The sequence below is a fragment of the Blautia sp. DFI.9.10 genome (genome assembly GCF_024461705.1).
Classification (GTDB): domain Bacteria; phylum Bacillota; class Clostridia; order Lachnospirales; family Lachnospiraceae; genus Blautia_A; species Blautia_A fusiformis.
Genome location: NZ_JANGAA010000027.1, coordinates 21,348 through 45,827, shown reverse-complemented (window position 1 = coordinate 45,827; position 24,480 = coordinate 21,348). Strand labels below are relative to the sequence as shown.

Sequence of the window (24,480 nt, the reverse complement as noted above, 5' to 3'; positions counted from 1 at the left end):
GAGCAGGAAGCCCCCACTTCAAAATCGTAAGATTTAAGTGGTGGGAGCATGTCACGACTTAAACATATCTATAATTACTTTTATCAGGAGAATCTCATGAGTGAAAAAGGATTAACCACCATCAATTTAAAAAAAATAAACCGCTCCAAGGTTTACCAATATATATACAAAACACACCAGACTTCCAAAATGCAGATCGTCCAGGATCTTCAGATGGGGCTTTCCACCGTAAGCCAGAACCTGAACCTGCTGGAAAAAGAAGGGCTTATTGACAGAAACGGATATTTTGATTCCACAGGTGGTCGAAAGGCCCAGGCCATCCAGATCGTCTCGGATTTCCGGATTTCCATTGGAATCGGGATCCTGAAAAACATGTTCCATATCACAGCAATCGACTTATATGGAAATGCCTTTTATACAGAAACCATTGCTCTTCCCTATTCCAACACAGAAGAATATTACAGACAGCTGACCGATAAAGTACGAAAATTCATCGCAGAAAATCACTATCCGAATGAAAAGATCCTGGGTATTTCCATTGCCACACAGGGGATCACTTCTCCGGATAATTCCACTGTGATCTACGGAAACATCATGAACAATACCGGAATGAAACTGGAGGATTTTTCCCGGCATCTTCCTTACCCCTGCCATCTGGAACATGATTCCAAATCCGCTGCTTTTCTGGAGCTGTGGAATCACCCGGAGCTTGACAGTGCTGTCGTGTTCCTTCTGAACCGAAACCTGGGCGGTGCCATTATCACCAATCATCAAATTCATCAGGGAAGTTCCATGCACAGCGGAACCCTTGAGCATATGTGCGTCAATCCTGACGGCCCTTTATGTTACTGCGGAAACCATGGCTGTCTGGAAACCTACTGCTCTGCCAACGCTCTGGAACAGTCTGCCGGGATGCCTGTGAAGGAATTTTTCCCTCTGCTCCGCGAAAAAAAATCCCCCCGGCTTGCTGAGCACTGGGAAGATTATCTGAACCATCTGGCCTTTGCCATGAAAAATCTGAACCTGATCATCGATGCACCGATCATCATCAGCGGATATCTGGCACCTTATTTTACAGAAGAAGATATTAATTATCTGTTAGAACACATCAACACAGACGCACCATTCACCCTGGACAGAAGCCAGATTCTGGTCGGCACCCACGGGCAGTATACACCTGCCATTGGTGCAGCTTTATATTATGTAGAGAAATTTACACAGAGCGTGTGAATACAGACATATTCACCTGAACCGGTCAAAAAAGCATGTCATACACAGCCAGACGGATACAATCTGATCCGCTCTGTCCTAGAGTATGACATGCTTTTTATTTTACTTATTATTTTTTCAGTTCTTTCAGCAGCTGCCCGATTTTTGACACAAACAGATCAAAGGCCACATTATTCTTACCGCTGTTGATCACAATATCTGCTTTCGCCCGTGTGGGCTCCACGTACAGATAATGCATCGGTTTTACTGTGGTAAGATACTGATCGATGATTCCGTTTAAATCCCGTCCACGTTCCTCCACATCTCTGGAGATACGTCTTAAGATCCTCTCATCTGCATCTGCTTCCACATAAACCTTGATATCCAGAAGATCTCGGATACGGGGATCTGCAAGAAGCAGGATTCCCTCTACCAGAATGACCGGTCTTGGTTCGATCTTCAGCACTTTGTCGGATCGGTTGTGCTGACTGTAATCGTATACCGGACATTGGATGGTTTTGCCCTCCTTGAGTTCTTTGAGATGCTCGACCAGAAGATCGGTTTCCAGTGAATCCGGGTGATCGTAATTCACCTTCACACGTTCTTCAAAGGGAATTCCGTCCTGTCTGCGGTAGTAATTATCATGATAGATCACCACCACATCGTCTCCGAAATGCTTCTTCAGTCTGTTTGTAAATGTAGATTTGCCGGAGCCTGACCCTCCGGCGATCCCGATAATAATACTTTCCATCGTCTCTTTACCTCTTAAGCTAGAATTCTTCCGCTGTGGATCCCGCAGGCTTCCCGAAGAGTTTTTCCGTATAAAGAAGCTTTTTCTTACACAAAAGCTGCCCGGTCGGTGTGCATCTCCTGCATCCGGTTCCGGACAGCTTTTCTGGTTATTTTTTATAAAGCAATCGTTCTGATCAGATCTCAGCCTGCTCCAGAAGTGCCGGGATCTTGGACTCCCATCCAAGTGCCATGATATGTACACCCTGGCAGTATGGCTTGCACTCTTTAATGATACGTGCAGCGATCTCAACACCAGTGATACCAGCTTTTGTTTTCTCTTTGTCTGCTTTCAGCTCCTCGATCATCTCATCCGGAACATGGATGCCGGCTACGTTGTTGTTCATGAACTTAGCCATTCCAGCAGATTTCGGAATGATGATACCAACCTGTACAGGTTTTCCGAACTGTTTTGCCTTTTCCATAAATTTGATGAATTTCTCCGGCTCAAATACAGCCTGTGTCTGGAAGTAGTCTGCACCTGCAGCAACCTTTCTTTCCATCTTTGCAAGCTGAGCGTCAACGGAATCGCTGCATGGAGATACAACGGCACCCTTGGAGAATTTCGGTGGCTCACCAACCAGCTGGTTTCCTCCAAGATCTACACCGGACTCGAGAAGCTGTACTGTATGAAGAAGAGATACAGAATCAAGATCGAATACCGGTTTTGCCTGCGGATGATCACCCATCTTCGTATGGTCACCTGTCAGACAGAGGATGTTCTCAATACCAAGCATAGCAGCACTTAAAAGATCAGACTCCAGTGCAATACGGTTTCTGTCACGGCATGCAAGCTGGAAGATCGGATCCATTCCGGCGTCTTTGAGAACTTTACACATTGCAAGGGATCCAAGACGCATAACCGAAGACTGGTTATCTGTTACATTGACTGCATGAACGCCTTTGAGATAAGTTTTGGCTTCTTCTACCAGTTCATCTACATGGATCCCTTTTGGCGGTCCTACTTCTGCAGAAACTACAAATTCACCACGGTCGAATAATTCTTTCATTTTCATATTATATTTGCTCCAATCATTTAAAATTTGGGGTACGGTCCACCTGCTCTGCTGCATACATTGCGGAATATTTCCGGTGAACCGTATCATAATTTAATTTGGCTTCTTAATAAATCTTTGCTTATTATTTCACTTCATCATCTGTAGCGAAATTATGGATCTGTGTCGGGCATTTCAGTGCGTCAAGGCGTCCGATCTCTTTCAGACGTCTGTAGATGCGCTCCCATCCACACTCCATATCACTGTCCACTTCGCATTTACCATTCTTGGAACCGCCGCACTGGCCGTTGACAAGACTCTTGGAGCATGCTGTGATCGGGCAGATCCCGCCGGTAAGGTTCAGATAACACTCACCACACTGGTCACATTTATATTCTAACGGTGTTACACCCTGGAAACCAGGTACCGGGTATGTATCGCAGGCTGCGCATACCATCTTGTCTTCCAGATATTCTGCGATGGTCTGTACACCAACACCACAGGAGAATACCAGGACCAGATCCGCTTCTCTGATCTTATCCATGTGTTTCTGAAGACGTAACTGCATATTTTCCGGATTACAGATATAATCCGTTGTCATGATCCCTGTCACATTTCCTTCAGCGGAAAGCTCCTTCTGAAGTTCAACAGCTTCTTTTTCCGGAAAACGAACTTCCTTGCATCCATGGCAGTTGATGATAAAAACTTTCTTTCCGGCTGCCAGTGATACGATAGTTTCTTTTGCTTTTAACTGGGTAATCAACATATCACTTCATCCCCCTTACTGCATTTTTTCCGGCTTTGATACTGTTAATGATCGGAATCTTGGAAGAACAGATATACTGACAGCATCTGCACTCAACACAGTCCATGACATTCATATCCTTCATGCCCTGCCAGTTCTCTTCTTTCGCATATTTTACGAAATACAGAGGAGAAAGTTCCATCGGACATACGTCCACACAGCGTCCGCACTTGATACATGGCTGCTCTTTGGTCTCGTCTGTATCAATGACGATGATACCGTTGGAGCCCTTCATCATAGGTACCTCCAGAGTGTTCAGAGGGAATCCCATCATAGGTCCGCCCATCTTGACCAGAACATCGTCATCTGTAAATCCACCGCAGTAATCGATCAGCTCTTTTACGCTGGTACCGATCTTGATGATAAAGTTGCCAGGATTCTTGATCTTCTCGCCTGTTACGGTTGCAACACGCTCGATCAGCGGCATACCCTTCTGGATCGCATCGGAGATCGCTTTTACAGTACTGATATTATCTACGATAACGCCAACATCTGCCGGAAGGCCGCCGCTTGGAACCTTTCTGCCCATGACACGCTTGATGAGAGTTTTCTCAGCACCCTGCGGGTATTTGGTTCTTGCAACAAAAACTTCCATATTTCCGATATCGGCAACTTTTTCCTGCATTAATTCGATCGCATCCTGCTTGTTATCCTCGATGACAATGATGCCCTTCTCAGCACCTGTTGTCTTAAGGATCGCTTTCAGACCGAAAATAATATCATCAGCAAACTCAAGGAGAACCTTATGGTCTGCTGTTAAATATGGCTCACACTCACATCCGTTGAGAAGGATGGTATCAACCGGTTTTGCAGGTTTCAGCTTGACACAGGTCGGGAAACCTGCACCACCCATACCAACGATTCCGGCTTCTTTTACGATCTCAATGATCTCATCCGGTGTAAGTTCGTCCAGGGCTTTATGTGGCTGTACGGATTCGTGCAGAGTATTTTTTCCGTCGGATTCGATGACAACTGCCATCACCTCACTGCCTCTTGTACCATGCATACGTGGCTCAACAGCAACTACGGTTCCGCTTACACTAGAATGTACCGGTGCGCTGATAAATCCGGCAGCTTCTCCGATCTTCTGTCCAACCTTTACTGTGTCGCCTACTTCCACGATCGGGTTGGCAGGTGCACCAAGATGCTGGGACATGGAGATCACAACCGTCTTCGGATCCGGGAATTTCTTCAGATCGATATGCTCGCTGAATTCCTTATGCTCTGACGGATGAACGCCACCATAGTATCCGTTCAGTCTATCCTCTCTGATAGACTTCACGTAATCATTGATCACCTTAAAGTTAACCTTGGAGTAATCACGTACCTGTACCGGCTGATTCAGGAACTCTTCCAGACGACCCTGTTTTGCCAGTCTCTGGTAGATCTTCTCCCATGCGCAGTCCTTGTTAGGATCCACTTCACATTTCCCGTTCTTTGCTCCGCCGCACTGTCCATTCACAAGACTCTTGGAACAGTCGACGATAGGACAGACGCCTCCGGTAATGTTCAGATAGCACTGTGCACATGCATCACAGCTCTTTTTGGTAAGTGCCATGCCGTGATGGCCTCTGTAGTTAAGGGTATTACTTGCTGCGATCACCGGCTTACCGGTCAGATCTGCAACAGTCTGGATACCAAGACCACAGGAGATCACAACTACATTCTCTGTACCTTCCGGCAGCAGATCCTGTAATTTTCTTTCTGTGTGCATCTTGTTGCACAGAAAATCGAATTTCGCACTGCCTGTGACGGTTTTTCCCTGCTCCGCAGCAAATTTCAGGAATTCCTCGCAATCCGGTTCGTCAACGGTCTCAAATTCCTTGAAACACTTGTTACAGGCGATTACAAACAGATTGTCCCTGCCGTTCAGCACTGATGCAAGCTCATCACTGCTTTTCAGCTTGTACTTAGTATAGTTTTCCAATTGCTCACCTTCCTTATAAAGATTATATCCTTATGATTATCTGCTCTTATCCGTTCCCTCCTTCTCTGCACTCCCAGGAAAGAAACAATAAAACCAAATAAATAAGTTCTTTGTTATTTGTTCAGCCCTTCGAAAATCCCGGTCCAAAAAAAGGCCGCAGTATTTCCTCTGACTGCTACAATAAATGTACCATAATTTGAACATATTATCCAGTTTTATTAGCTATTTTTATAAATTTATTCTATGATTTCATTCCAATCGTCTATGGATGTACGGATATTTGTACAACTTCTGTTATGCTGCATGCGTTAGTTATATGCAACTTATATAATTTTGTTTATAAAATATCCTTTTTATGCATTGAGCATATTGCACAAGGATTTTATCTTTAACAGGGCAGATCCGAAAGGTGTCTTTTGTCATGGGGTAAGACGCTGTCCGCAATATTCACAGGTGCTCAGACGACCTTTTATTACCTGATTCTTTGCACCGCAGCTGGGGCAGGTAACTGTAATATAGATCTTCTCATTTACGCGTCTGTTCGGTGCAGTGATCATAATATAATTTCCTTCTCTGTCTATCTGGATATTCCGGATATATCCCCCCGCAATAAATTTTTCCAGCTTTTTCACTGCACCTTTTCCCAGTTCCTGCTCAAGCTTTTCAAATGAGACGGTATTCTGGGCATAGGATTCAAACCAGCAGGCAATTTCTCCAGCTTTTTTCTTCTTTAATGCTTTTTGAATTTCCCGGAAGGTTGGATACAGAAACAGCAATCCAAGTATGATCTCTGTTGCTGCCATTCCCCAGCGCCCTTCACCGATATACTTCTCCGATGCGCCAATAGCTCCCAGGGAAAAAAGTATAAAAAAGCCACAAAGAACCCATTTCAGTTTCCCAAGTATTCCTGTTTTTTTATTTTTTTCTGTCAAAAAATCGCTCATGTCTGTTTCCTCTTTCCTATTATTCAAAATCTTATGCTATATTTGTGAATGCTCCGTCAGCTCACGCCAAACTCCCTCTGTCCGAATATGTTTCTGCATTCTGTGGATCTTCTATTTCAGTGTGGTTACGATCAGTTTACTTTCCAGTGCAGCTGCTATCAGATCCTCTTTGCAGCTGTATCCCGCCTTGGCGATCATTTCCTGAAAATTCCATCTCACCCCAGAAGCAGAACAGTCCATTTTCCTTGCGATCTCGGAATATGACATCCCGTGAATATACAGGCGCAGCATCTCCAGCTGTCTGGGACTGATATCACCGCTTGTGATCCAGTTAAGTTCCACCTCCGGTGCCACATCCGGAAATACATGCTCCCCATTTAACGTTCTGTAGATCACACTCCGTATTTCCTCTTCACCGTGATCCTTATACCATAGACTGTCTGCACATCCGCTCTTTGCTCTTTCCAGCACCTTGGGATCGATCAGCGAAGTAACAACCAATACCTTTGTATATGGATATTTTTCCCGGATGATCTTTCCGGCACTCAGCCCATCATGATTATGAAATGTCTGCACATCCATAAGCACAAGATCAATTGCCGAGTAAGAGCAGATCTTTACAGCTTCACAGGCATCCGAAACTGTCTGGACATGTCGGAATTCCGGTTCCCGCATAATAATACTTTCAAAATACTTCTGCATGATCCTCTGATCTTCTACTATCAGTATCCGTACCATAGACTCCCATCCTTTCTGTCAGTGGCATTTTCAACACCAGACAAAACTCCGGCGAAAAAGAAACCTGCATAATACATTTCTCTGACTCCGCAGCTTTTCTCAGTGCAGACAGACCACCACCTTCTTCTGCATTTTTTTCAGGTGCATCTCCATCATTCGTTATCCGGATGCTGTATTCATTTGCACCTTTTTCTATCTTCACCAGAACTGTACTTCCATGGGCATGTCTGGCACAATTTGTCACACATTCACGGATCGCTCTGTCTGTCAGCAGCCTGTAGGAGGGATGCTGAGGGAAATTCCCGCTGATCTGAACATAAATTCCAAGCTCTTCTGCATGCCTGATCGTATCCGCGCATAATTCTTCCATATTCTCAACAGAAGAATCTGTAAGAATATAGACCAGATGCTTTAGTGCAGATAGCTGTTCATCCATTTTATCCTGATTTTCTTTTCTTTCCAATATCCTGCGTATTGACAGAAGGCTTCGGCCAAAATTGTCATGAACCTGCATTTTCATGGCAAGTGTCTCCTGCTCTCTTATTTTATCTCCGATTTTTTCATACATTTCCTCCAGCTTATGATTCAGGATTTCCAGCTTTTCATTATTTGCTCTGATCTTTTCACCATTGTAATAAATTTCTGATACATTAACTGCCACTGTCTGCAGATATCCTGCACAATCCGGCTCCTGCAGACGATATTCCTGAAACATCCAGACGGAATCATCCGGAAAATAAAATACATTACTGTCACTGTTTAATCTGCGAAGTCCCTCTGCTTCGGATCCTCCATTTATTACTTTCCGCAATGCCTCAAAATCCTGCAGATAGGAGCCTGTCATTATCCTGCTCAGTTCATGCATCTTAGTGTTGCATAAAACGATCCTTCCAAGAGGATCCGAAAAACACACCCCACAGGGAACATCATCAACAGCTTCATTCACAGACCAGTAAGACAGAGAATGATGATATCTGCGTCTCTCTCTCCAGATTGCCCAGCAAAGATAAAGCAACAATACCACCATCGCTGCCATCAAAACACTGACCGGACACATTCGGAGCATTAGCTGATATGCGCTTTCCCCCTGGCAATATCTGTGATCATTCATCAGGAACCCCATAAGCATAAAAGAAACTGCAAAAACAGTCACTGCTGTTATAATTTTCTTTTTCCCGTAAAAACAGGTTATCCTGATCAACAGAAGGATCAATTCCAGAATCAGGCAGATTTCAAGAAGGATCATCAAAAAATCCTGCATTGCCATACTGCATTCCGCAAAATCAGTCATCTTCCGCCTCTCTTTCTGAATACGATACATCCGATAAACCATTCGTTTTCATCTTCCTGCTGCACATTTAATTCCGGTCTTTCTGACATTAATCCCCGAAGATCTGCTTCTGCTACAATATGAACCGAGATCCGCAAAGCATCATCGATCTGCGACACACGGTAAAAAACAGACTGCATTGTATCAAACAATCGTTCCACAAGCCATTCAAAGGTATCATAGCATTTTAGTATATCATCTGCATTCAGCTGCACTTCACCATTTTCGACATAATAAGCTGCCCGGATCTTACATAATTTTAAGCTGTCACAGGATTCCGCAAGACTCTGTCTGAGATCCTCCATTGTAAGCAGATTTCCGTCTGATGCATATTGTGTCAATACCAGATTTTTTCTTCTTTTTAAATATGTACCAACAACCACGATTTTTCCCAGGATCCGGTCATAGTGTTCCCTTGACTCCGTTCTTTCCAGCTCATCCATCAGCTGTGACAGCAATTCCAGCTGCCCGGCTGTCTGATTCTGTATCATGTTCAGCAGTCGGTTCTGTTCTTCTGTTTTTCTCCGCTCAGCTTCTTTCTGATAGGTTTTCTGCAGCAGACGATTTCTGGCAGTCAGCTCCTCCTGCTGTTCCCGGATATCCTGATACTGATCCAGAAGCACCGAAATATCTTCTGACCAGAACAAATGTCCTCCTCTTATAGGAATATGGTTGATCCGGATTCCCTGTTCCTGTACAGCTGATCTATTTATTACAATTTTACGCAGTTCCGGTGACAGCTCAGGAAAATCACCGGAATGATAATATCGCTGAAAGGAATCATCCGTAATCTCTGCATCCAGTCCTCCGGAGGTCTGGAATAATTCAAAATATCGATTGTTCGTCTGTATCAGGCCGCATAATATACATCCCTGGTAAATTGCCGCCATCAAAAGGCAGCATACCGCTGTCATATCTCCGGCAATTGTTTTGATCAGAGGCAGACGGAGTAAATTCCCGATATTCCATCCCAGAAGCAATATTCCCGGAATAACCGGCAGCCAAAATTGCTTTCTTCCCGGAATCCTGCTTTTTCTGATCAGCATGATTTCCATCCATATCAGGCAAAATATGATCCATCCCTGGATCACTATAAAAAGAATGCCATAGCTGTAATCTCTATCTGAAAGCGGCGGCCGCCCGGAAAACCGAAACACCAGCTGATGCAGATCATTTGTAAAAACACTGATGATCAAAACCACCGCAAAAGCAAGCAAGGCAATAATTTTTCTGACTGTTTTCTCTCCATCCTTTTCCCCTAGAAACATCGCTGCTGCCAGTCCAAGGACCGGGATCAGGATCATCGGGATATAATACAGATACCAGCAGATATGTTCTCCAAGCGGATCATGAAAAATATGAAATTTTACTGTCCGTACAAAAAACCAGAAGACCATCAGACAGCCAATTGCAGTCAGACATCTGCGCGTTTTTCTATGCACTACATGCTTTTCCAGATAAATCACCCAGGCACAATACATTCCCAGATAAATACAGTTACGACACTGATCTGCGAGATTTCTCATAAAAACATTTTCCGGTCTTCCCAGCCTGCAGAAATACGCCAGAAATACACTTATCAGGATTCCTCCATACGACAGTGCCCTTTTTTTATTGTATGTCATGAAAATTCCTCTCTCATTAATACACCTCTGTGATAAGTATACTATAAAACTCTATTTTATTATATAGTTTTCAGAGAAATCATCCATTCTCAACCCCTGTTATCACAAACAGAGTGAACAATTCTGTCCACTCTGTCTATCATCACTCAAAATGGTCTTGGCTGACCACAGTATTCGCAGAACCTTCCGGTATTCTCTGCACCGCACTGACATTTCCATAAACTGCCGGGCTGCTGCATTCCGTTGTTCATCTGCATTCCAGATTGCTGCATTCCGTTGTTCATATTCATCCCAGGCTGCTGCATTCCACTGTTCATGTTCATTCCGGACTGCTGCATTCCGCTGTTCATGTTCATCCCGGGCTGCTGCATTCCATTGTTCATGTTCATTCCGGGCTGCTGCATTCCATTGTTCATGTACATCCCGGACTGCTGCATTCCGCTGTTCATGTTCATCCCGGGCTGCTGCATTCCGCTGTTCATGTACATCCCGGACTGCTGCATTCCGCTGTTCATGTTCATCCCGGACTGCTGCATTCCAGCCGCATTTGGTGTCAGGGCGGCTATGATCTGATGACCTGTCTGCTCCACTTCCATCAATTCCCCTCTGTTATCGCTGCTTATGGAAAAAGTATTCAAACGAAAATCCATATCATCAAACCATGGAGTTTTTACTTTAATACGCATAGTATAATCAAATTCATACTTATATACCGGTGGCTGATAGCTTACGGTTTCTCCATCCTTTGTTGTATATGTTTCCTCGTTCTGCTGTCGCTCTACATCAACTCTGCACTGCACAACAGCGGATAAAGGAACTATATCCGGATTTTCATTGACATCCAGCTTCCGTGCAACAGTAAAATTCCCCTTATTGTCATCAATAAAAACATTGTAATTTCTGGTATTGATCTGACGTGTTATACAAAAATCCATTACGGCTTTTTTATTTTTTTCACGATATTCCAGTTGACGTTTTATATCCTCTACCGTACTGTGCCGCCGGTCTTCAAACCATGGTGACAATTTTTTTGCACAATCCTTACACAGATTTCCGTCATCCAGTTTTCTGTTGCCTAATAAACCTATTTTCTCTCCGCAGATATCACAGATCTTCTTATCAAATAATCCCATACCCAATCCTCCTTCTTTTTATATTTGTGTTTTTGTTTATCTACATTATGCGTGAATGCTTCGCCATTTGCACTAGCATCTCTGACAGTAACTGAATTCATCTTCATATCAATGTCAGGATCATAAGGCTCGTATCTGAAAATCCTGTCCGTTTCTATATGTTCAGGATATACCGTATGGGATACTCTCTGCCAGACACAACCGTCCCCATCCCACCTCCACATTCGGATATTCCTCATACCCGCCCACACGCTGTGCACCTTTCCGCAGGTATGCCTTTACCTTTTCTCCGTAAAGAAACGGATCATTTCCTTTCACGATTCCCCACTCCATAAGCAGAGCTGCGCTTCCGCTGACAAAGGGTGCCGCAAAGGAGGTTCCGGTAACAGTGGCGTAGCTTCCACCGGGAACCGGGGCGGTGATGGATACGCCGGGAGCTGCGAGGTCAGGCTTCCGGATCGGCAGGAACTGACTTCCCCTTCCGGAAAAATCTGCGTAGGCATTCTGTCTGGAATCATAAGCTCCAACAGAAATAACTTTTCCGGCAGTGGAAGGAATCGTCAAAGTTCCCACAGCCCGCGGAGAATAAAACCCAGTTCCGCGATTCAGTACATTTCCACCCGGCAGCCAGAGGAAATACTGTCCGGAGCGCACACGTTTTCCACTTAAAAGAACTTTCCAGACACCGCTGTCCACATAATTCCCCTCAGGAATGAAATCTATGTAGATTTCCTGTGACAGCTGATAGGGACCGGGTTTTCCATAATAGATCAGAAGCTCTGTATTTTCCAGCAGATGCCGCTGTGGCCCCAGCCTTTCATATAATGGACCGATCCGTTCTCCGGACGGACTTTCCAGATAAATTTCCATCTCATCTTCATAATCCTTCCATAACTGTACATTTAATGTGGGCTCAAAAGCTCCCACTGCCAGCTGGATTTCTTCTGTTTTCCCCTGCTGCAGGATTCCTCCTGCATGCCAGGGCTGGCTGCCGTTATTTCCGGTTCCTGTAACGATCACAGTCCGCCCCATGGCCGCAACTGTATCAATATAGTTTTCCAGAAGGGAATCCCCTCTGTGAGAACCATAATTATTCCCAAAGCTGACGTTTATAACGATCGGTTTTCTCATCTTCACTGCCTGCCGTATCAGGTAATCAATACCCTCCATCAGCTCCGTTGTCCGCGGAAATGAATTTTCCCGTGGATTTCCCATCTTTACCACCAGAAGATCACTTCTATACGCAACGCCTCGATTCACTCCATCCGATGCTCTCCCATTTCCTGCTGCTATTCCAAGAACTGCTGTTCCATGTCCGCTGAAATCTCCAGACGGAACAAGGCGCCTGCCTTCGGTTTCCCCGAGTGCAAGCGCCTCATCAATTTCTTCCTTCGTATATTCAGTTCCTGATACATAGCCTTTCGGTGGATTTCCAGCTACACTCTGATCCCACAGTCGCAGGATCCGGGTACTGCCATCCTCGTTTCTGAAATCCGGATGGAAATAGTCCACTCCGGAATCCACAATGCCCACCAAAATACCTTCGCCGGTTAAGCCATCGGCTCCATTCTGCACTGGTAAAATGCAGCTTGCCTCCCGCTCTTCAAAGGTCTCAAAGTAGAGTCTCTTGGGCTTTTCTATAAACTCGATCTGCTCTCTGACTGAGTATGCAGAAATTTCCGCTTCCGGCAGTGTCACTACTGCATAACCACCAAGCAGCGGGACCACCTGGATCCGCTCACCACCAAGTCCGCTTTCCGGGCCACTGTATTTCACGATCACATCCCACAACCTGGTGGTGGGATCATATCCCACATTCAGATTTTCCGATTTTGCCCGTTCCTGCGGCAGGGCATTCATGGCAAGATTAAGAAGATTCTCTATTTTCTGATCTGGCATAAGGCTTTCATTTCCATTGATACATTTTTTTTATTATATGCAAAGCCTTCGTTTAAAGCACCAACCATCTGTTCCAGCATTTCTCTTTTAATTCCGGGAACGAAGCTTAACAACTGACGAAGCGGCATTCCTTCCATCATCGCAGCCATCATTTCCTGATTATTTAAAAAGACCCTTGGTTTTTCTGTCAGCGCATTTATTTTGCGCAGCAAGCTGGAGGAAGGTAAAGAATTGCTGCAATACACTAACAAATCCATCAGTACGATCAGCACCTTTTATGCCTCTTCAGCCAAACAGAAATCCGTGATCTCATCCGATAATATTATGCTGTTGCTTTTTTATCATCTGTCTTCTCAAGCAGTTTCTTCACGCCCTGGATCGCTACCAGTACACCAAGGATCAGCAGTAATACTGCAAATACAAGCTGTAAGGTGTTTCCAAGATCCAGCCCTGTTGTTACCAGTGCCTTTGAAAGCTTTGTGATGGTCATGCCAAGTGCTGTGAAGGTAACTGCCATCATGAATACCATCGGGATCCAGAGCATACAGCCCTGACGTTTTGTTTTCTTTAAGAATACTGCACAGGCTACAAGAGCGAGTACAGATAACAGCTGGTTTGCGGAGCCGAACAGCGGCCAGATTTCTGCATAACCGACCTTTGTAAGCATGTAGGCAAGTACCAGTGTAATGACTGTTGCGAAATATTTATTTGTTACTACCTTCAGGAACGGGCTCATGTTTTCCTCATCTGTATCAGAATCAAGGAAAAATTCCTGGAATGACAGACGTCCGACTCTGGCTACAGAATCAAGAGAGGTCAGTGCAAATGCGGATACAGCAAGGTTGATCAGGGTAAATACCAGGGAATGCGGAAGGCCAACTACAGAAAGGAAGTTTGCGATAGCACCTGCAAAAATCTGCGGCTGTGTTGTAAGTCCCTGTGCTGCTGCTTCACCGTCTGCAAAGGATGCAACTGCGATCAGTGCGATGATGGCAAGCATACTTTCCATCAGCATTGCTCCAAAGGAAACAGGAAGCATGTTTTTCTCATTTTTGATCTGCTTGGATGCAGTACCGGAAGATACCAGTGAATGGAAGCCGGAAACAGCACCGCAGGCGATGGTTACAAACAGGATCGGGAACATATACTGTCCGTCTACGTTAAAGCTTGTAAATGCCTTCAGGTTACAGGAAGGATTGGCAACAAATACACCGATAACCGCACCGACGATCATAAAAATGAGCAGATAGCTGTTCAGATAATCACGTGGCTGAAGCAGTGCCCATACAGGAGCGACACTGGCAATCAGGATGTATACAAAAATGATGATATGCCAGGTTCCAAGACTTACATACATGGGGAAATTAAGTCCCAACACAATTGCTGCTACCAGCAGTAAAATTGCGACTGCAGTGTTGACCCATTTGTTGAATTTTGTATATTTAAGGAAAAATCCAAGTGCAACAGCCTCAAATATAAATAACATGGAAGTGGTTGCAACAGCTCCGTTTGCCGCTACCTTTGTAACTGTTCCTGCATCATTTACGGCAAATCCGTTAAAGGTTCCTGCTACAACATCTGCAAATGCGGCAACGACCAGAATACAGAACAGCCAGCAGAATAAAAGAAATAATTTTTTTCCAAGCTTTCCGATATACGCTTCGATGATATATCCGATCGTACGTCCTTTATTCTTTACGGATGCATACATGGATGCAAAATCCTGCACAGCTCCGAAAAATACACCACCAATGAGGATCCATAACAGAACCGGCAGCCAACCGAAAATTGCGGCCTGGATCGGTCCGTTGATGGGACCTGCACCTGCTATGGATGCAAACTGATGTCCAAATACTACATTTGTATCAGCCGGTACATAATCAACTCCGTCCTCCATTTCGTATGCCGGAGTTTTTGCTTTCGGATCAATGCCCCATTTGTTCTGGAGATAACGCCCATACAGAAGATATGCGCCTCCGAGAACTACAATGGCTATGATCATCATTGTTATTCCGTTCATAATATCAACTCTCTTTCCTTTGTATTTTTATATATTAAAAAAGCCCCTGCTATCCTTTCGGATAACAAAGGCGGAATGTTCCGTGGTACCACTCTGTATTCTCATATTTATCACTAAATACAACCACTTAATGCTGTCTCTTCAAACAGCCTCTTCTGTAACGTGAAGACTACGTCCCGGCTTACTTAAAGATTTCTATTCAGCGGGATGCTCCCAGGTGATATCACAAAATACCTTCTGCCGCTTCTCACCAGCTACGGCTCTCTGTAATCCGGTCTGCTTCTTGTGAGCTGTCCTGTTCCATGCATTTCTCTTTTTTATTTATCTAATGTTTTACTCCTTTTTTTATAAAAATTCAACAAATAATTTATATATATTTTACAAATTCGCATATGTTTTTTTATGCATTTTTTAGGTAAAAGCCAAAACACGGCGTATGTAACGAAGCCAGATCTGATCCCAGCTCTGCTTTACGATCCGTTTTCCGTCACATACGCCGCATTATCCATTATTCAGAAAATGTATATCTTACCATGTATCCTTTTCCGTCACCGGTTACGATCACGACTCCGCCATCGGGATTCTCGATCTTATCAATGATCGGAAATCTTCCCTTTTCTTTTACGAACGCTTCTGGGCTCTCGATATTTGCTTCAATGATCTCCTGCTGAGAATGACGATCGCCACCGCAGGGATTAATGGTTTCAATAATGATCTCATATTCCTTCATACCCTTCACCTCTTTCATTTAATGCAGTTTTTCAGTTCTTATACTTACATTTTATCGTAAAAATCCCGGTCATGCAAAATGCGTTCTGCACAAATTTTCAGAGGATTTATTGGTGTTTTTCACTACATTCAAACTTCTTCTGTTTCCGGATGTTATCTTCCTCAAAGAAGGCTTTTTTTTATTCTACAAAGTGGATCCTGCTCTTATCAAAACGATCCTGCTGCTTTCTGCTCTCTGCTGGGTATCCCAGGGCAAAAAGAGAAAATACCTCCACATTCTCCGGAAGCTTCAGAATATCATGGACCAACGCCATACGATCCTTAAGCGGTGCAATTCCGATCCACACGCCGCCAAGTCCCAGTGCATCCGTTTCCAGCCAGATATTCTCCTGTGCGATAGACATATCGATCTGTGCCATATCCTGAACAGGCAATCCCTCTTTCCGATATACCGGAACGATCACAACCGGTGCACCTGCTGCACATCCGGAATAGGGAGTGGCTTTGGAAAGCTCCAGGATCTTCTCCTTATCTGTCACAACATAAAATTCCCACGGCTGCTGATTACATGCGCTTGGCGCCTGCATACCTGCTTTCAGGATCTGAAGGATCTTTTCCTTCTCTACGGGTTTATCTTCATATTTACGGATACTTACTCTGTGAAAAATATTCTCCATGCTATTTTCTCCTCGTCATACTCATATCACTTGTTACAGTTCATACTCATCATACAGCTTCTGACGCCATTTTACATCCGTCATCACACGCTGCACTTCATCCGACCGTCCATCCAAAAACAAACGATTGATCACTCCCACCGGTATATACAAATTATACCACATCATCAAAACATAAAAACCCCATAAAACGTATTTTTACAAACTCTACAGTAACTTAAAATGGAAAACGCTCCAGAATACGAAGCTTTCAGAATGTCCATACAGACAAGAATCCTATAAGATATAATAACCATACCACACATCAATAAACAAATCACTCAAAACTGTTCCAAAAATTCTCCCATAATCTGACACCGCCACCATCTGAAAACTCCCGGACAGCCAAACATCCGGGAGTTTTTCTTATATCACTTATAATCTTCAGAAATTATTTCTCCTGCACATTGATAATAACCTTCATGGTTGTCTCACGGTTCTCATCAATATACTGATAAGCCTTCAGATAATCTTTGAACTTGAATGTTTTTGAGATCAGTGGTCTTAAATGAACTTTTCCGGCATTTACAAGATCAATGGCATCTACATAATCCTCATGGCGGTACATCATGGTGCTCTTGATATCCAGCTCATGGTCGTTGGCAACAGCAAGGTCAACAGTCGCCATGTCCGCAAATACTGCTACCAGTACGATAACGCTGCCCTTTCTCGCATACTGGATCGCCTGTCCCATAGTGATGTTGTTTCCGGCACAGTCATAGATCACATCTGCCTTGTCCGGGCCAAACGCTTCCACCAGAGCTTCTCCGAAATTTTTCTCTTTCGTGTTTACGCAGATATCAATGCCGCACTCTTTCGCTTTTGCAAGACGGAGATCGCTGACATCGGTGATCATAACTTTGGCTGCGCCCATTCCCTTGGCTGTCTGTGCAACAAGGTTTCCGATAGGACCTGCGCCGATCACTGTGATGTTCATCCCTTTTACATCGCACATCTGCTTCACTGCATGGACTGCAACTGCCAGCGGCTCGATCATTGCACCTTCCTCGTAAGACATCTCCTCCGGGATCGGTGTTACCTTAGATGCATCTACTGCGAAGAATTCCGAAGCTGTTCCTGTCGTCTGGAAGCCCATAACCTTCAGTTCCTCACAGAGATTATACTTTCCATGGCGGCATGGATAACAGTGTCCGCAGTATACCTGCGGCTCGATGGTAACTTTCTGACCAACCTTAAAACCTGTCACATTCTTTCCAAGTCCCGTGATCTCACCGGATACTTCGTGTCCCTGTGTTACCGGATATTTGGTAAACGGATGCTTGCCGTGATATACATGGATGTCCGATCCACAGATACCAATGTTCATGATCTTAACCAGAACCTGGTCATCTTTTACCTCCGGAACCGGTACCTCTCTGAAAATAATCTCTCCTGGATTTGTCATTACCTGCTGAAGCATCTTATTCTCCTCCTTTGATTTCTTTCTATTGTATATCATCTTTTATTAATTATTTTATTAAAGTAATTACATTATTATTCTTTTCTCCTGATCTGTCAAGATAGTTTTCTATGATTCTGCTTATTGAACAAGTTTGCAGCTTTGTTTTTATGCACATTCCATAATTATCGGTAAACGGAATAGTCAAACGAATATTCGCAATACGCTTCGCTACTTGCTCATGACCGAATAACTCCTTCGCGGTTTATCGGTTAAAAAACGAAGCCTGCGGATTCAGCATTTCTGTAATCATATGCTGAATCCACAGGCTCCTTATACGTTTTTATAAATAGTTTTATAGAAGTATGATATTCCTTTCCGGCAGGTTTGTAAAGGCTTTTATCAATACCAGCGTGTCATCGGCAGATCATTATTCACACCCTTGGTCATAAGAATCTGGTGAAGATCGATAATTCCGTTGTGGAAGGTTGCCGCACATGCTGACAGGTACAGATCCCACATACGCAGGAACTCTTCGTCAAACATAGTCTTTTCTTTTTCAATATTGTCCCGGAAATTCTTTTCCCAGTGAAGCAATGTCTTATTGTAATGCAGACGGAGATTTTCGATATCCAGGGTATGGAAATTGTCCTCTGCCATATGGTTCAGGATCTCACGTAAGCTCGGAACAGTTCCGCCCGGGAAAATATATTTCTTGACCCACGGGTCACCCGGATGCTCCTTCAGAGCACTGATAAAGTGAAGCAGAAACAGTCCGCCCGGCTTCAGAACCTTTTCCACACAATCAAGAAACAGCTGATAATTATCACGTCCAACATGCTCCAGCATACCGACACTGACAACACGGTCAAACTGATACTCCTTCTTCGGCAGATCACGGTAATCCATCAGCTCTACCGTAAGATAATCTTCCAGCCCCTGATCCTTAATCCGTCTCTGAAATTCTGCATACTGTTCATGACTTAAGGTGATACCGGTACCATGAACCTTATATTTCTTAGCTGCCTCGATCAGCAGAAAACCCCAGCCGCAGCCGATATCCAAAAGACTCATACCCTCTTCCAGATGTAATTTTTTAAGGATATAATCAACTTTATTTACCTGTGCCTGATACAACGTATCATCCTCATGGATAAAATACCCGCAGGAATAACTCATAGTCTCATCCAGCCAAAGTTTATAAAAGTCATTTCCAATATCATAATGGCTGGTCACTTCCTTTTCCTGGTTCTTCTTTGATGTTGAACTGAACATGATCTTTTTCAGAGCAGATTCATTGGTAGAAAATTTCCCCATCTGACCTAGAAAATGATCCAGCGCTTCATAAAGATTTCCCTCGATATCCAGATCCCCACGCATATACGCCTCACCCAGTGCAAGGGATGTGCTCTTCATCAGATCCGCCAGAGGAATCGCTTTCTTAAAATTCACCGTAAATGTAGGTTCACCCTCTCCAATGTGATACTCGGAATTCTTGAACTTTACCAGAAATGGATAATCTGTAAAGCGTTCAAGGAACTGTACCATTGCTTTCTCTTCCGTCTTCTCCTGTAATGTCTCAAACATAATAGTCTACCTCCTTTAACACAGCACTATGATACACCCGGAGGAAGGCTTTATGTCAAGGGAGATATACAACAAAATTTTATCAATAAAATGAGAATATTTGGTAAAACTCTTCCTTATAATTATTTATAGTTATCCAAATTAACTCGATATTTAAAGTCCACATTTAACCCAGCCCTCAAAAGCACTGACATTTTCAAAACATAATTGTCAATTATATATCATTTCCCGATAATCATCTTTGTATTTTACGCATTTTTTATTGCTTTATATATAATTCAGACTTATAATAAAAGATACAAAAAAAGAGCGAAAACCATATAAAAATCCAACACTGGAGGGAACCTTATGAACGAAGAACTTTTTAATGAAGCATCAAAATCCAACATCCTGTCAAAACAACTGGTCGATCAACTTCAGGAAAGCATGACCTACAGCAGCATCTCCTTCATCAATTGGACCATCGAAGTCCTCAAGCTCCTGAAAGCCCGCATCGAACGCGGCGACAAGATCAAAGATGAGACCACCGGCGTGATCTACGATTTCTACACCTTCCGCCAATTTGTAGAAACCAACTTCTCCACCTACATCACCGGCCAGGTCTTCAACACCTCCATCCGGTCCCAGAAAGTCTACTTCACCCTGGAAGCCTGCCCAGGCGGCTACAACCTCCTCATGGCAGACTCCGGCAACGAAAAAACCTACCGCTGGATCTCCAGCTTAAGCAAACGCTTCTCCCTGGTAGAAATGATCGCCACCGGAATCGTCTACGTCAAAGACAACCGTACCGACACCTACCAGCCATTTATCTCCGAAAACGGCAAATACTGCAAATACAACAAAGACCTGGGAAAACTCATAGAACTCTGATCAAAACGGGGAATCCGCAACCGCAGATTCCCCGTTTTTCTCATCCATCCAGTGCAGCGCCGATGACCCATTCCCCTCTTCAAGCCACAGGGAATCTCAGCCTTTCCTCCCAGCCATCCAGCGCAGCGCCGATGGCTCATCCAACTCCCGTCATGCCACAAGGAATCTCAGCCTTTCCTCCCAGCCGTCCAGCGCAGCGCTGACGGCTCATCCAACTCCCGTCATACCACCCCACTAGCAACACTCCCCACGAGATTTAACACGTCTCACGGCCAACGCACAGCCAGTGAGGGGCTTCTTTCCAGGCTGACTCTGCAGGAGGGGAGCTGCTTCTTAGGTGGCGGAAATCTGCGTTGCTTCAAAAAATCTCGCTGTTTGAGCGGCTTCAGACGCGAGTTCGAGATTTTTTGAAGCGCTTTTAGCAGAATTCCGGCACCTTAGAAGCCAGCCCCCGACGAAGCCCCAGCCTGGAAAGAAGCCCCTCACTGGCGTCCCCTTCCGCCATATAACTACCTCCGTTTAAATCTCCCCAAGAAATCCAAACACCTCCTCATCCTCAAGAAAATGCATCAGCATATAAGCACACATGATCGCAACCCTCTCCTCCTTCAGTATCCTCCTGACCTCATCCCGGTCCGCGATCACAACCTCGATCTCCTCACTATCCTCCTGAGCCGCCTTACTAACCTCACCACTGGCATACCCATAAACCGTAGCACAGGATTCATCCGTCATCCCAATCGTCGTAAAATAAGGCTTCTCAAAAGCCTCCGCAACCTTGATCGGCTCCAGCTTCAACCCGGTCTCCTCAAACATCTCCCGCACAGCACCCTCATGGAAATCCTCCCCAGGCTCCACAAGCCCCGCCGGAAACTCATAAATATACCCGCCGATCGTATACCGATACTGACGGATCAGCACAACCTTATCCCGCTTCTCTCCATAAACACTGTAAATGATCACCCCATCCGGATGATTCTCCCCTGTAGAAAGCTTCATATCCTCCACACTCTTCGCCCTGGAGGCCACAAAATAAGAAACCGGCGTATCATGTACACTGGTCGCATCCACTCCATAAAGATTCACGAACTTATTATCTGTAAGTTTTTTCACACTGTTGATCTTACCCATCTGAAAAGCTCCTTCCCGAAAATTTTTCTAAAAACATTTTATCCCATCCAAAACCAAAGGTCAATTTTTTATACTTACACTCCCTTCACAATAGTGCTATAATAAATACCCTGCTATAAAATTAAAAATCCACTTATCACATTACCAAACAGCTACTGTAGACAAGAAAGAAGGAAAAAACATTGAAAAACCAGACCAATGCTGCCCAGGCCGAAAACCCTCTGGGAACCGCCCCTGTAGGCAGCCTGATCGCCAAATTCGCCATTCCCGCCATCATCAGCATGCTGGTCAGCGCTCTGTACAATATCGTTGACCAAATCTTTATCGGACAGGGCGTAGGAATGCTTGGAAACGCCGCCACAAACATCGCATTTCCCGTAACCATTATCTCTACTGCTGCTGCACTGCTCCTGGGAATCGGCAGCGCCTCCAATTACAACCTGGAAATGGGCGCAGGAAACGAAAAAAAAGCCAGCTCCATTGCAGGAACCGGACTCTCCGCGCTGATAATCTCCGGTACGATACTCTCTGTCATCGTCCTTCTGTTCCTGAAGCCACTGCTTCATTTTTTCGGCGGAACACCGGACGTCATGCCCTATGCCATTGATTACATGGGGATCACCGCCATTGGACTTCCCTTTTATGTTTTAAGCACAGGCGGCAACCACCTGATCCGAGCAGACAGGAGTCCTACCTATTCCATGACCTGCATCCTGGCCGGTGCCGCCATCAACACCATCCTGGACCCGCTTTTCATCTTTGGATTCGGCTGGGGCATCAAAGGTGCAGCCTGGGCAACCGTGATCGGCCAGATTGTATCCGGACTTCTGATCATCTTTTATTTTTCCAGACTCCGAAAAATGTACCTGGACCACTCCATGCTGATTCCTAAGGCACGCAATCTGTCTGCCATTTTTTCTCTGGGAATGGCATCCTGTATCAATCAGGTTGCCATTGCTGCAGTGCAGATTGTCATGAACAATACACTTCGCCATTACGGAGCACTCTCCGCTTACGGAAGTGATATTCCGATCGCTTGTGCAGGGATCATTTCCAAAGTCAATCAGGTATTTATGGCCATCTGCATCGGAATCTCCCAGGGCTCCCAGCCCATCTGGGGATTTAACTACGGCGCCGAAAAATACAGCCGTGTACGCCAGACATACCGCTATTCCGTAACCTTATGTACTGTGATCGCAACCATATTTTTTATCTGCTTCCAGTTCTTCCCGCATCAGATCGTAGGCATCTTCGGAAACGGCAGCGACCTGTACTTTCATTTTGCAGAAAAATATCTCCGCATCTTCATGCTGATGACCTTTGCCAACGGGATCCAGCCTATGTCCGCCGGCTTTTTTACCTCCATTGGAAAAGCCAGGCTTGGTGTGATCATGTCCCTCACAAGGCAGGTGCTCTTCCTGCTGCCGCTGATCGTCATCTTCCCGGTCTTCTTCGGAATCGATGGCGTCATGTACGCAGGACCAATTGCAGATACCTCTGCATTTGTGCTGACCGTTGTTTTTGCCAGACGTGAGCTTGGAGTCATGAAAACTGCAGAACAAAACGCCTGACATAAAAAATGCCATGTAATTTACTGCCCATCGGCAATATATTACATGGCATTTCTCACATTCTCAGATATTTATCTGAAACCACCAATTTCTGATCTTTTCTTCATCCTCCGGCAGCTGCTTATGATCAGTCACCTTTCAGTACAACACGGATTTTCTTATAGATTACAAATACGATCAGAGATGTCAGTGCATATTTAAAGATATTAAACGGAGCAATGATCAGCAGTGCAAAGGTAAGCAGTCCGTTTACGGAGCTGTGTACTGCGCTTCCCATCTGGATAAAGGTCTCGATTGGCATTCCAAACGCCTTACCGTAAGCCGGAAGCAATACAAAGGCATTGACAAAGCATGCAAGGATCGCTGTCAGGACTGTTCCTGCTGCCATACCTGCAACTGCATGTACTCTGCTCTTTTTGTGACGGAAACGGTAGATCAGGCCGGCCGGTACCACATAGGCACATCCAAACAGGAAATTGGCAACATCACCAACACCGGCAGTCATGGTTCCCTTAGTCACAAGATGTACGAGAATCTTCACAAGCTCGATCAGGATACCTGCCACAGGTCCCATAGCGAAGGTTCCTACCATAACCGGTACCTCGGAAAAATCAAGCTGATAAAAAGACGGTGCAAGAAACGGGATCGGAAACTCAAGATTCATCAATACTCCTGCCACAGCACCAAGCATGGCTACCTGCGCGATGGTTCTTGTTCTGCTTCTTTCCACAGCATTTCCTCTCTGTAATATCTGTTCACTCATAACTCTCTCTCCTTCTTCAGAAATATTCAAAGAAAATTTCCACAAGAAATCTTTATGCGAAAAAAATTTCTTCACATAAAAAGCCCCGGGAGCTTCTTCCCGGGGCACTGAGCACGTTCTTTAAATACTGCGCGTTCTTCTCTCATCCAGACTTTACTGTCGGTTCCGGAATTTCACCAGATCAGCCGCCAAAGCGGGTCGCGGACTATACCGCCGGTAGGGAATCACACCCTGCCCCGAAGAAATTTTCTTTTTTATGAGTTCATTATAACGCGCTCTTTTTATAATTACAAGCCTTAA

22 protein-coding genes and 1 riboswitch are annotated in these 24,480 nt (G+C 44.7%); of the genes, 3 read left to right on the top strand and 19 right to left on the bottom strand.

Translation table 11 applies throughout. From position 1 onward, the window contains the following. The first annotated feature begins 96 nt into the window (after positions 1–96). Positions 97–1,230, top strand: a complete 1,134-nt coding sequence (locus NE671_RS14045; protein ID WP_044962240.1) for an ROK family transcriptional regulator — start codon at positions 97–99, stop codon at positions 1,228–1,230. 109 nt (positions 1,231–1,339) lie between these two features. Here the strand turns inward: NE671_RS14045 and udk are convergent, their stop codons facing one another. From udk to NE671_RS13960, 17 genes are all read right to left on the bottom strand, one after another. Further along, the gene (gene udk, locus NE671_RS14040; RefSeq protein WP_021976352.1) at positions 1,340–1,960 is read right to left on the bottom strand and encodes a uridine kinase; all 621 of its coding nucleotides are present in this window, start codon (positions 1,958–1,960) and stop codon (positions 1,340–1,342) included. Between the two features lie 175 nt (positions 1,961–2,135). Then, positions 2,136–3,014, bottom strand: a complete 879-nt coding sequence (locus tag NE671_RS14035; RefSeq protein ID WP_015526188.1) for a methylenetetrahydrofolate reductase — start codon at positions 3,012–3,014, stop codon at positions 2,136–2,138. Between the two features lie 124 nt (positions 3,015–3,138). Then, positions 3,139–3,759, bottom strand: a complete 621-nt coding sequence (locus tag NE671_RS14030; protein ID WP_021976351.1) for a methylenetetrahydrofolate reductase C-terminal domain-containing protein — start codon at positions 3,757–3,759, stop codon at positions 3,139–3,141. 1 nt (position 3,760) lies between these two features. Next, positions 3,761–5,725 (bottom strand): electron transport complex subunit RsxC, encoded by a 1,965-nt coding sequence (gene rsxC / locus NE671_RS14025; RefSeq protein WP_173740535.1) that lies wholly within the window; start codon positions 5,723–5,725, stop codon positions 3,761–3,763. 419 nt (positions 5,726–6,144) lie between these two features. Further along, positions 6,145–6,669, bottom strand: coding sequence for a hypothetical protein (locus NE671_RS14020; RefSeq protein WP_114001781.1), 525 nt, complete (start codon positions 6,667–6,669; stop codon positions 6,145–6,147). A gap of 111 nt (positions 6,670–6,780) precedes the next feature. Beyond that, the gene (locus tag NE671_RS14015) at positions 6,781–7,407 is read right to left on the bottom strand and encodes a response regulator transcription factor (RefSeq protein ID WP_022426201.1); all 627 of its coding nucleotides are present in this window, start codon (positions 7,405–7,407) and stop codon (positions 6,781–6,783) included. Next, a complete protein-coding gene (locus NE671_RS14010) occupies positions 7,355–8,698 on the bottom strand; it encodes an ATP-binding protein (protein ID WP_244095962.1) in 1,344 nt (447 codons plus the stop codon). Before NE671_RS14010 ends, NE671_RS14015 begins: the two co-directional genes overlap by 53 nt. Then, on the bottom strand, positions 8,695–10,362 hold the full coding sequence (locus NE671_RS14005) for a histidine kinase N-terminal 7TM domain-containing protein (protein WP_059086716.1): 1,668 nt from the start codon (positions 10,360–10,362) through the stop codon (positions 8,695–8,697). The genes NE671_RS14010 and NE671_RS14005 overlap by 4 nt, the downstream gene beginning before the upstream one ends. Positions 10,363–10,508: 146 nt before the next feature. Then, positions 10,509–11,495 (bottom strand): DUF4428 domain-containing protein, encoded by a 987-nt coding sequence (locus NE671_RS14000; RefSeq protein WP_173733520.1) that lies wholly within the window; start codon positions 11,493–11,495, stop codon positions 10,509–10,511. Positions 11,496–11,657: 162 nt separating this feature from the next. Then, a complete protein-coding gene (locus tag NE671_RS13995) occupies positions 11,658–13,394 on the bottom strand; it encodes a S8 family peptidase (protein WP_256164106.1) in 1,737 nt (578 codons plus the stop codon). Continuing rightward, entirely contained in the window at positions 13,376–13,666 is a 291-nt protein-coding gene (locus tag NE671_RS13990) for a hypothetical protein (protein ID WP_022426196.1), read from the bottom strand. Before NE671_RS13990 ends, NE671_RS13995 begins: the two co-directional genes overlap by 19 nt. A 50-nt stretch (positions 13,667–13,716) precedes the next feature. Further along, positions 13,717–15,414, bottom strand: coding sequence for a carbon starvation CstA family protein (locus NE671_RS13985; RefSeq protein WP_022426195.1), 1,698 nt, complete (start codon positions 15,412–15,414; stop codon positions 13,717–13,719). 508 nt (positions 15,415–15,922) lie between these two features. After that, positions 15,923–16,144 (bottom strand): hypothetical protein, encoded by a 222-nt coding sequence (locus NE671_RS13980; RefSeq protein ID WP_059086708.1) that lies wholly within the window; start codon positions 16,142–16,144, stop codon positions 15,923–15,925. A gap of 178 nt (positions 16,145–16,322) precedes the next feature. Then, complete coding sequence (locus tag NE671_RS13975) at positions 16,323–16,820, bottom strand: nitroreductase family protein (protein ID WP_114001788.1); 498 nt, start codon at positions 16,818–16,820, stop codon at positions 16,323–16,325. Positions 16,821–16,853: 33 nt separating this feature from the next. After that, a complete protein-coding gene (locus NE671_RS13970; RefSeq protein ID WP_161209391.1) occupies positions 16,854–16,991 on the bottom strand; it encodes a hypothetical protein in 138 nt (45 codons plus the stop codon). A gap of 259 nt (positions 16,992–17,250) precedes the next feature. Then, positions 17,251–18,279, bottom strand: a complete 1,029-nt coding sequence (locus tag NE671_RS13965) for a zinc-dependent alcohol dehydrogenase (protein ID WP_129974772.1) — start codon at positions 18,277–18,279, stop codon at positions 17,251–17,253. 381 nt (positions 18,280–18,660) lie between these two features. Continuing rightward, complete coding sequence (locus tag NE671_RS13960) at positions 18,661–19,845, bottom strand: SAM-dependent methyltransferase (protein ID WP_015526215.1); 1,185 nt, start codon at positions 19,843–19,845, stop codon at positions 18,661–18,663. A 348-nt stretch (positions 19,846–20,193) separates the two neighbouring features. Between NE671_RS13960 and NE671_RS13955 the strand changes: the two genes are divergently transcribed. Beyond that, positions 20,194–20,715 carry a hypothetical protein gene (locus NE671_RS13955; protein WP_015526216.1) on the top strand — a complete coding sequence of 174 codons (522 nt, stop codon included), beginning with the start codon at positions 20,194–20,196 and terminating at the stop codon, positions 20,713–20,715. A gap of 519 nt (positions 20,716–21,234) precedes the next feature. Here the strand turns inward: NE671_RS13955 and NE671_RS13950 are convergent. Further along, a complete protein-coding gene (locus NE671_RS13950) occupies positions 21,235–21,846 on the bottom strand; it encodes an NUDIX hydrolase (protein WP_015526218.1) in 612 nt (203 codons plus the stop codon). Positions 21,847–22,028: 182 nt separating this feature from the next. Between NE671_RS13950 and NE671_RS13945 the strand changes: the two genes are divergently transcribed. Beyond that, positions 22,029–23,417 carry an MATE family efflux transporter gene (locus NE671_RS13945; RefSeq protein WP_256164104.1) on the top strand — a complete coding sequence of 463 codons (1,389 nt, stop codon included), beginning with the start codon at positions 22,029–22,031 and terminating at the stop codon, positions 23,415–23,417. A 127-nt stretch (positions 23,418–23,544) separates the two neighbouring features. Here the strand turns inward: NE671_RS13945 and NE671_RS13940 are convergent, their stop codons facing one another. After that, positions 23,545–24,180, bottom strand: a complete 636-nt coding sequence (locus NE671_RS13940) for an ECF transporter S component (protein ID WP_022426189.1) — start codon at positions 24,178–24,180, stop codon at positions 23,545–23,547. A gap of 130 nt (positions 24,181–24,310) precedes the next feature. Then, a riboswitch (FMN riboswitch) is annotated at positions 24,311–24,428 on the bottom strand. Positions 24,429–24,480 lie beyond the last annotated feature (52 nt).

Excerpts from the sequence above, each read along its gene's own strand:
- NE671_RS14045 (WP_044962240.1), top strand. The coding sequence starts at position 97 with ATGAGTGAAAAAGGATTAACCACCATCAATTTAAAAAAAATAAACCGC.
- udk (WP_021976352.1), bottom strand. The coding sequence starts at position 1,960 with ATGGAAAGTATTATTATCGGGATCGCCGGAGGGTCAGGCTCCGGCAAA.
- NE671_RS14035 (WP_015526188.1), bottom strand. The coding sequence starts at position 3,014 with ATGAAAATGAAAGAATTATTCGACCGTGGTGAATTTGTAGTTTCTGCA.
- NE671_RS14030 (WP_021976351.1), bottom strand. The coding sequence starts at position 3,759 with ATGTTGATTACCCAGTTAAAAGCAAAAGAAACTATCGTATCACTGGCA.
- NE671_RS14020 (WP_114001781.1), bottom strand. The coding sequence starts at position 6,669 with ATGAGCGATTTTTTGACAGAAAAAAATAAAAAAACAGGAATACTTGGG.
- NE671_RS14015 (WP_022426201.1), bottom strand. The coding sequence starts at position 7,407 with ATGGTACGGATACTGATAGTAGAAGATCAGAGGATCATGCAGAAGTAT.
- NE671_RS14010 (WP_244095962.1), bottom strand. The coding sequence starts at position 8,698 with ATGACTGATTTTGCGGAATGCAGTATGGCAATGCAGGATTTTTTGATG.
- NE671_RS14005 (WP_059086716.1), bottom strand. The coding sequence starts at position 10,362 with ATGACATACAATAAAAAAAGGGCACTGTCGTATGGAGGAATCCTGATA.
- NE671_RS14000 (WP_173733520.1), bottom strand. The coding sequence starts at position 11,495 with ATGGGATTATTTGATAAGAAGATCTGTGATATCTGCGGAGAGAAAATA.
- NE671_RS13995 (WP_256164106.1), bottom strand. The coding sequence starts at position 13,394 with ATGCCAGATCAGAAAATAGAGAATCTTCTTAATCTTGCCATGAATGCC.
- NE671_RS13985 (WP_022426195.1), bottom strand. The coding sequence starts at position 15,414 with ATGAACGGAATAACAATGATGATCATAGCCATTGTAGTTCTCGGAGGC.
- NE671_RS13980 (WP_059086708.1), bottom strand. The coding sequence starts at position 16,144 with ATGAAGGAATATGAGATCATTATTGAAACCATTAATCCCTGCGGTGGC.
- NE671_RS13975 (WP_114001788.1), bottom strand. The coding sequence starts at position 16,820 with ATGGAGAATATTTTTCACAGAGTAAGTATCCGTAAATATGAAGATAAA.
- NE671_RS13965 (WP_129974772.1), bottom strand. The coding sequence starts at position 18,279 with ATGCTTCAGCAGGTAATGACAAATCCAGGAGAGATTATTTTCAGAGAG.
- NE671_RS13960 (WP_015526215.1), bottom strand. The coding sequence starts at position 19,845 with ATGTTTGAGACATTACAGGAGAAGACGGAAGAGAAAGCAATGGTACAG.
- NE671_RS13955 (WP_015526216.1), top strand. The coding sequence starts at position 20,194 with ATGAACGAAGAACTTTTTAATGAAGCATCAAAATCCAACATCCTGTCA.
- NE671_RS13950 (WP_015526218.1), bottom strand. The coding sequence starts at position 21,846 with ATGGGTAAGATCAACAGTGTGAAAAAACTTACAGATAATAAGTTCGTG.
- NE671_RS13940 (WP_022426189.1), bottom strand. The coding sequence starts at position 24,180 with ATGAGTGAACAGATATTACAGAGAGGAAATGCTGTGGAAAGAAGCAGA.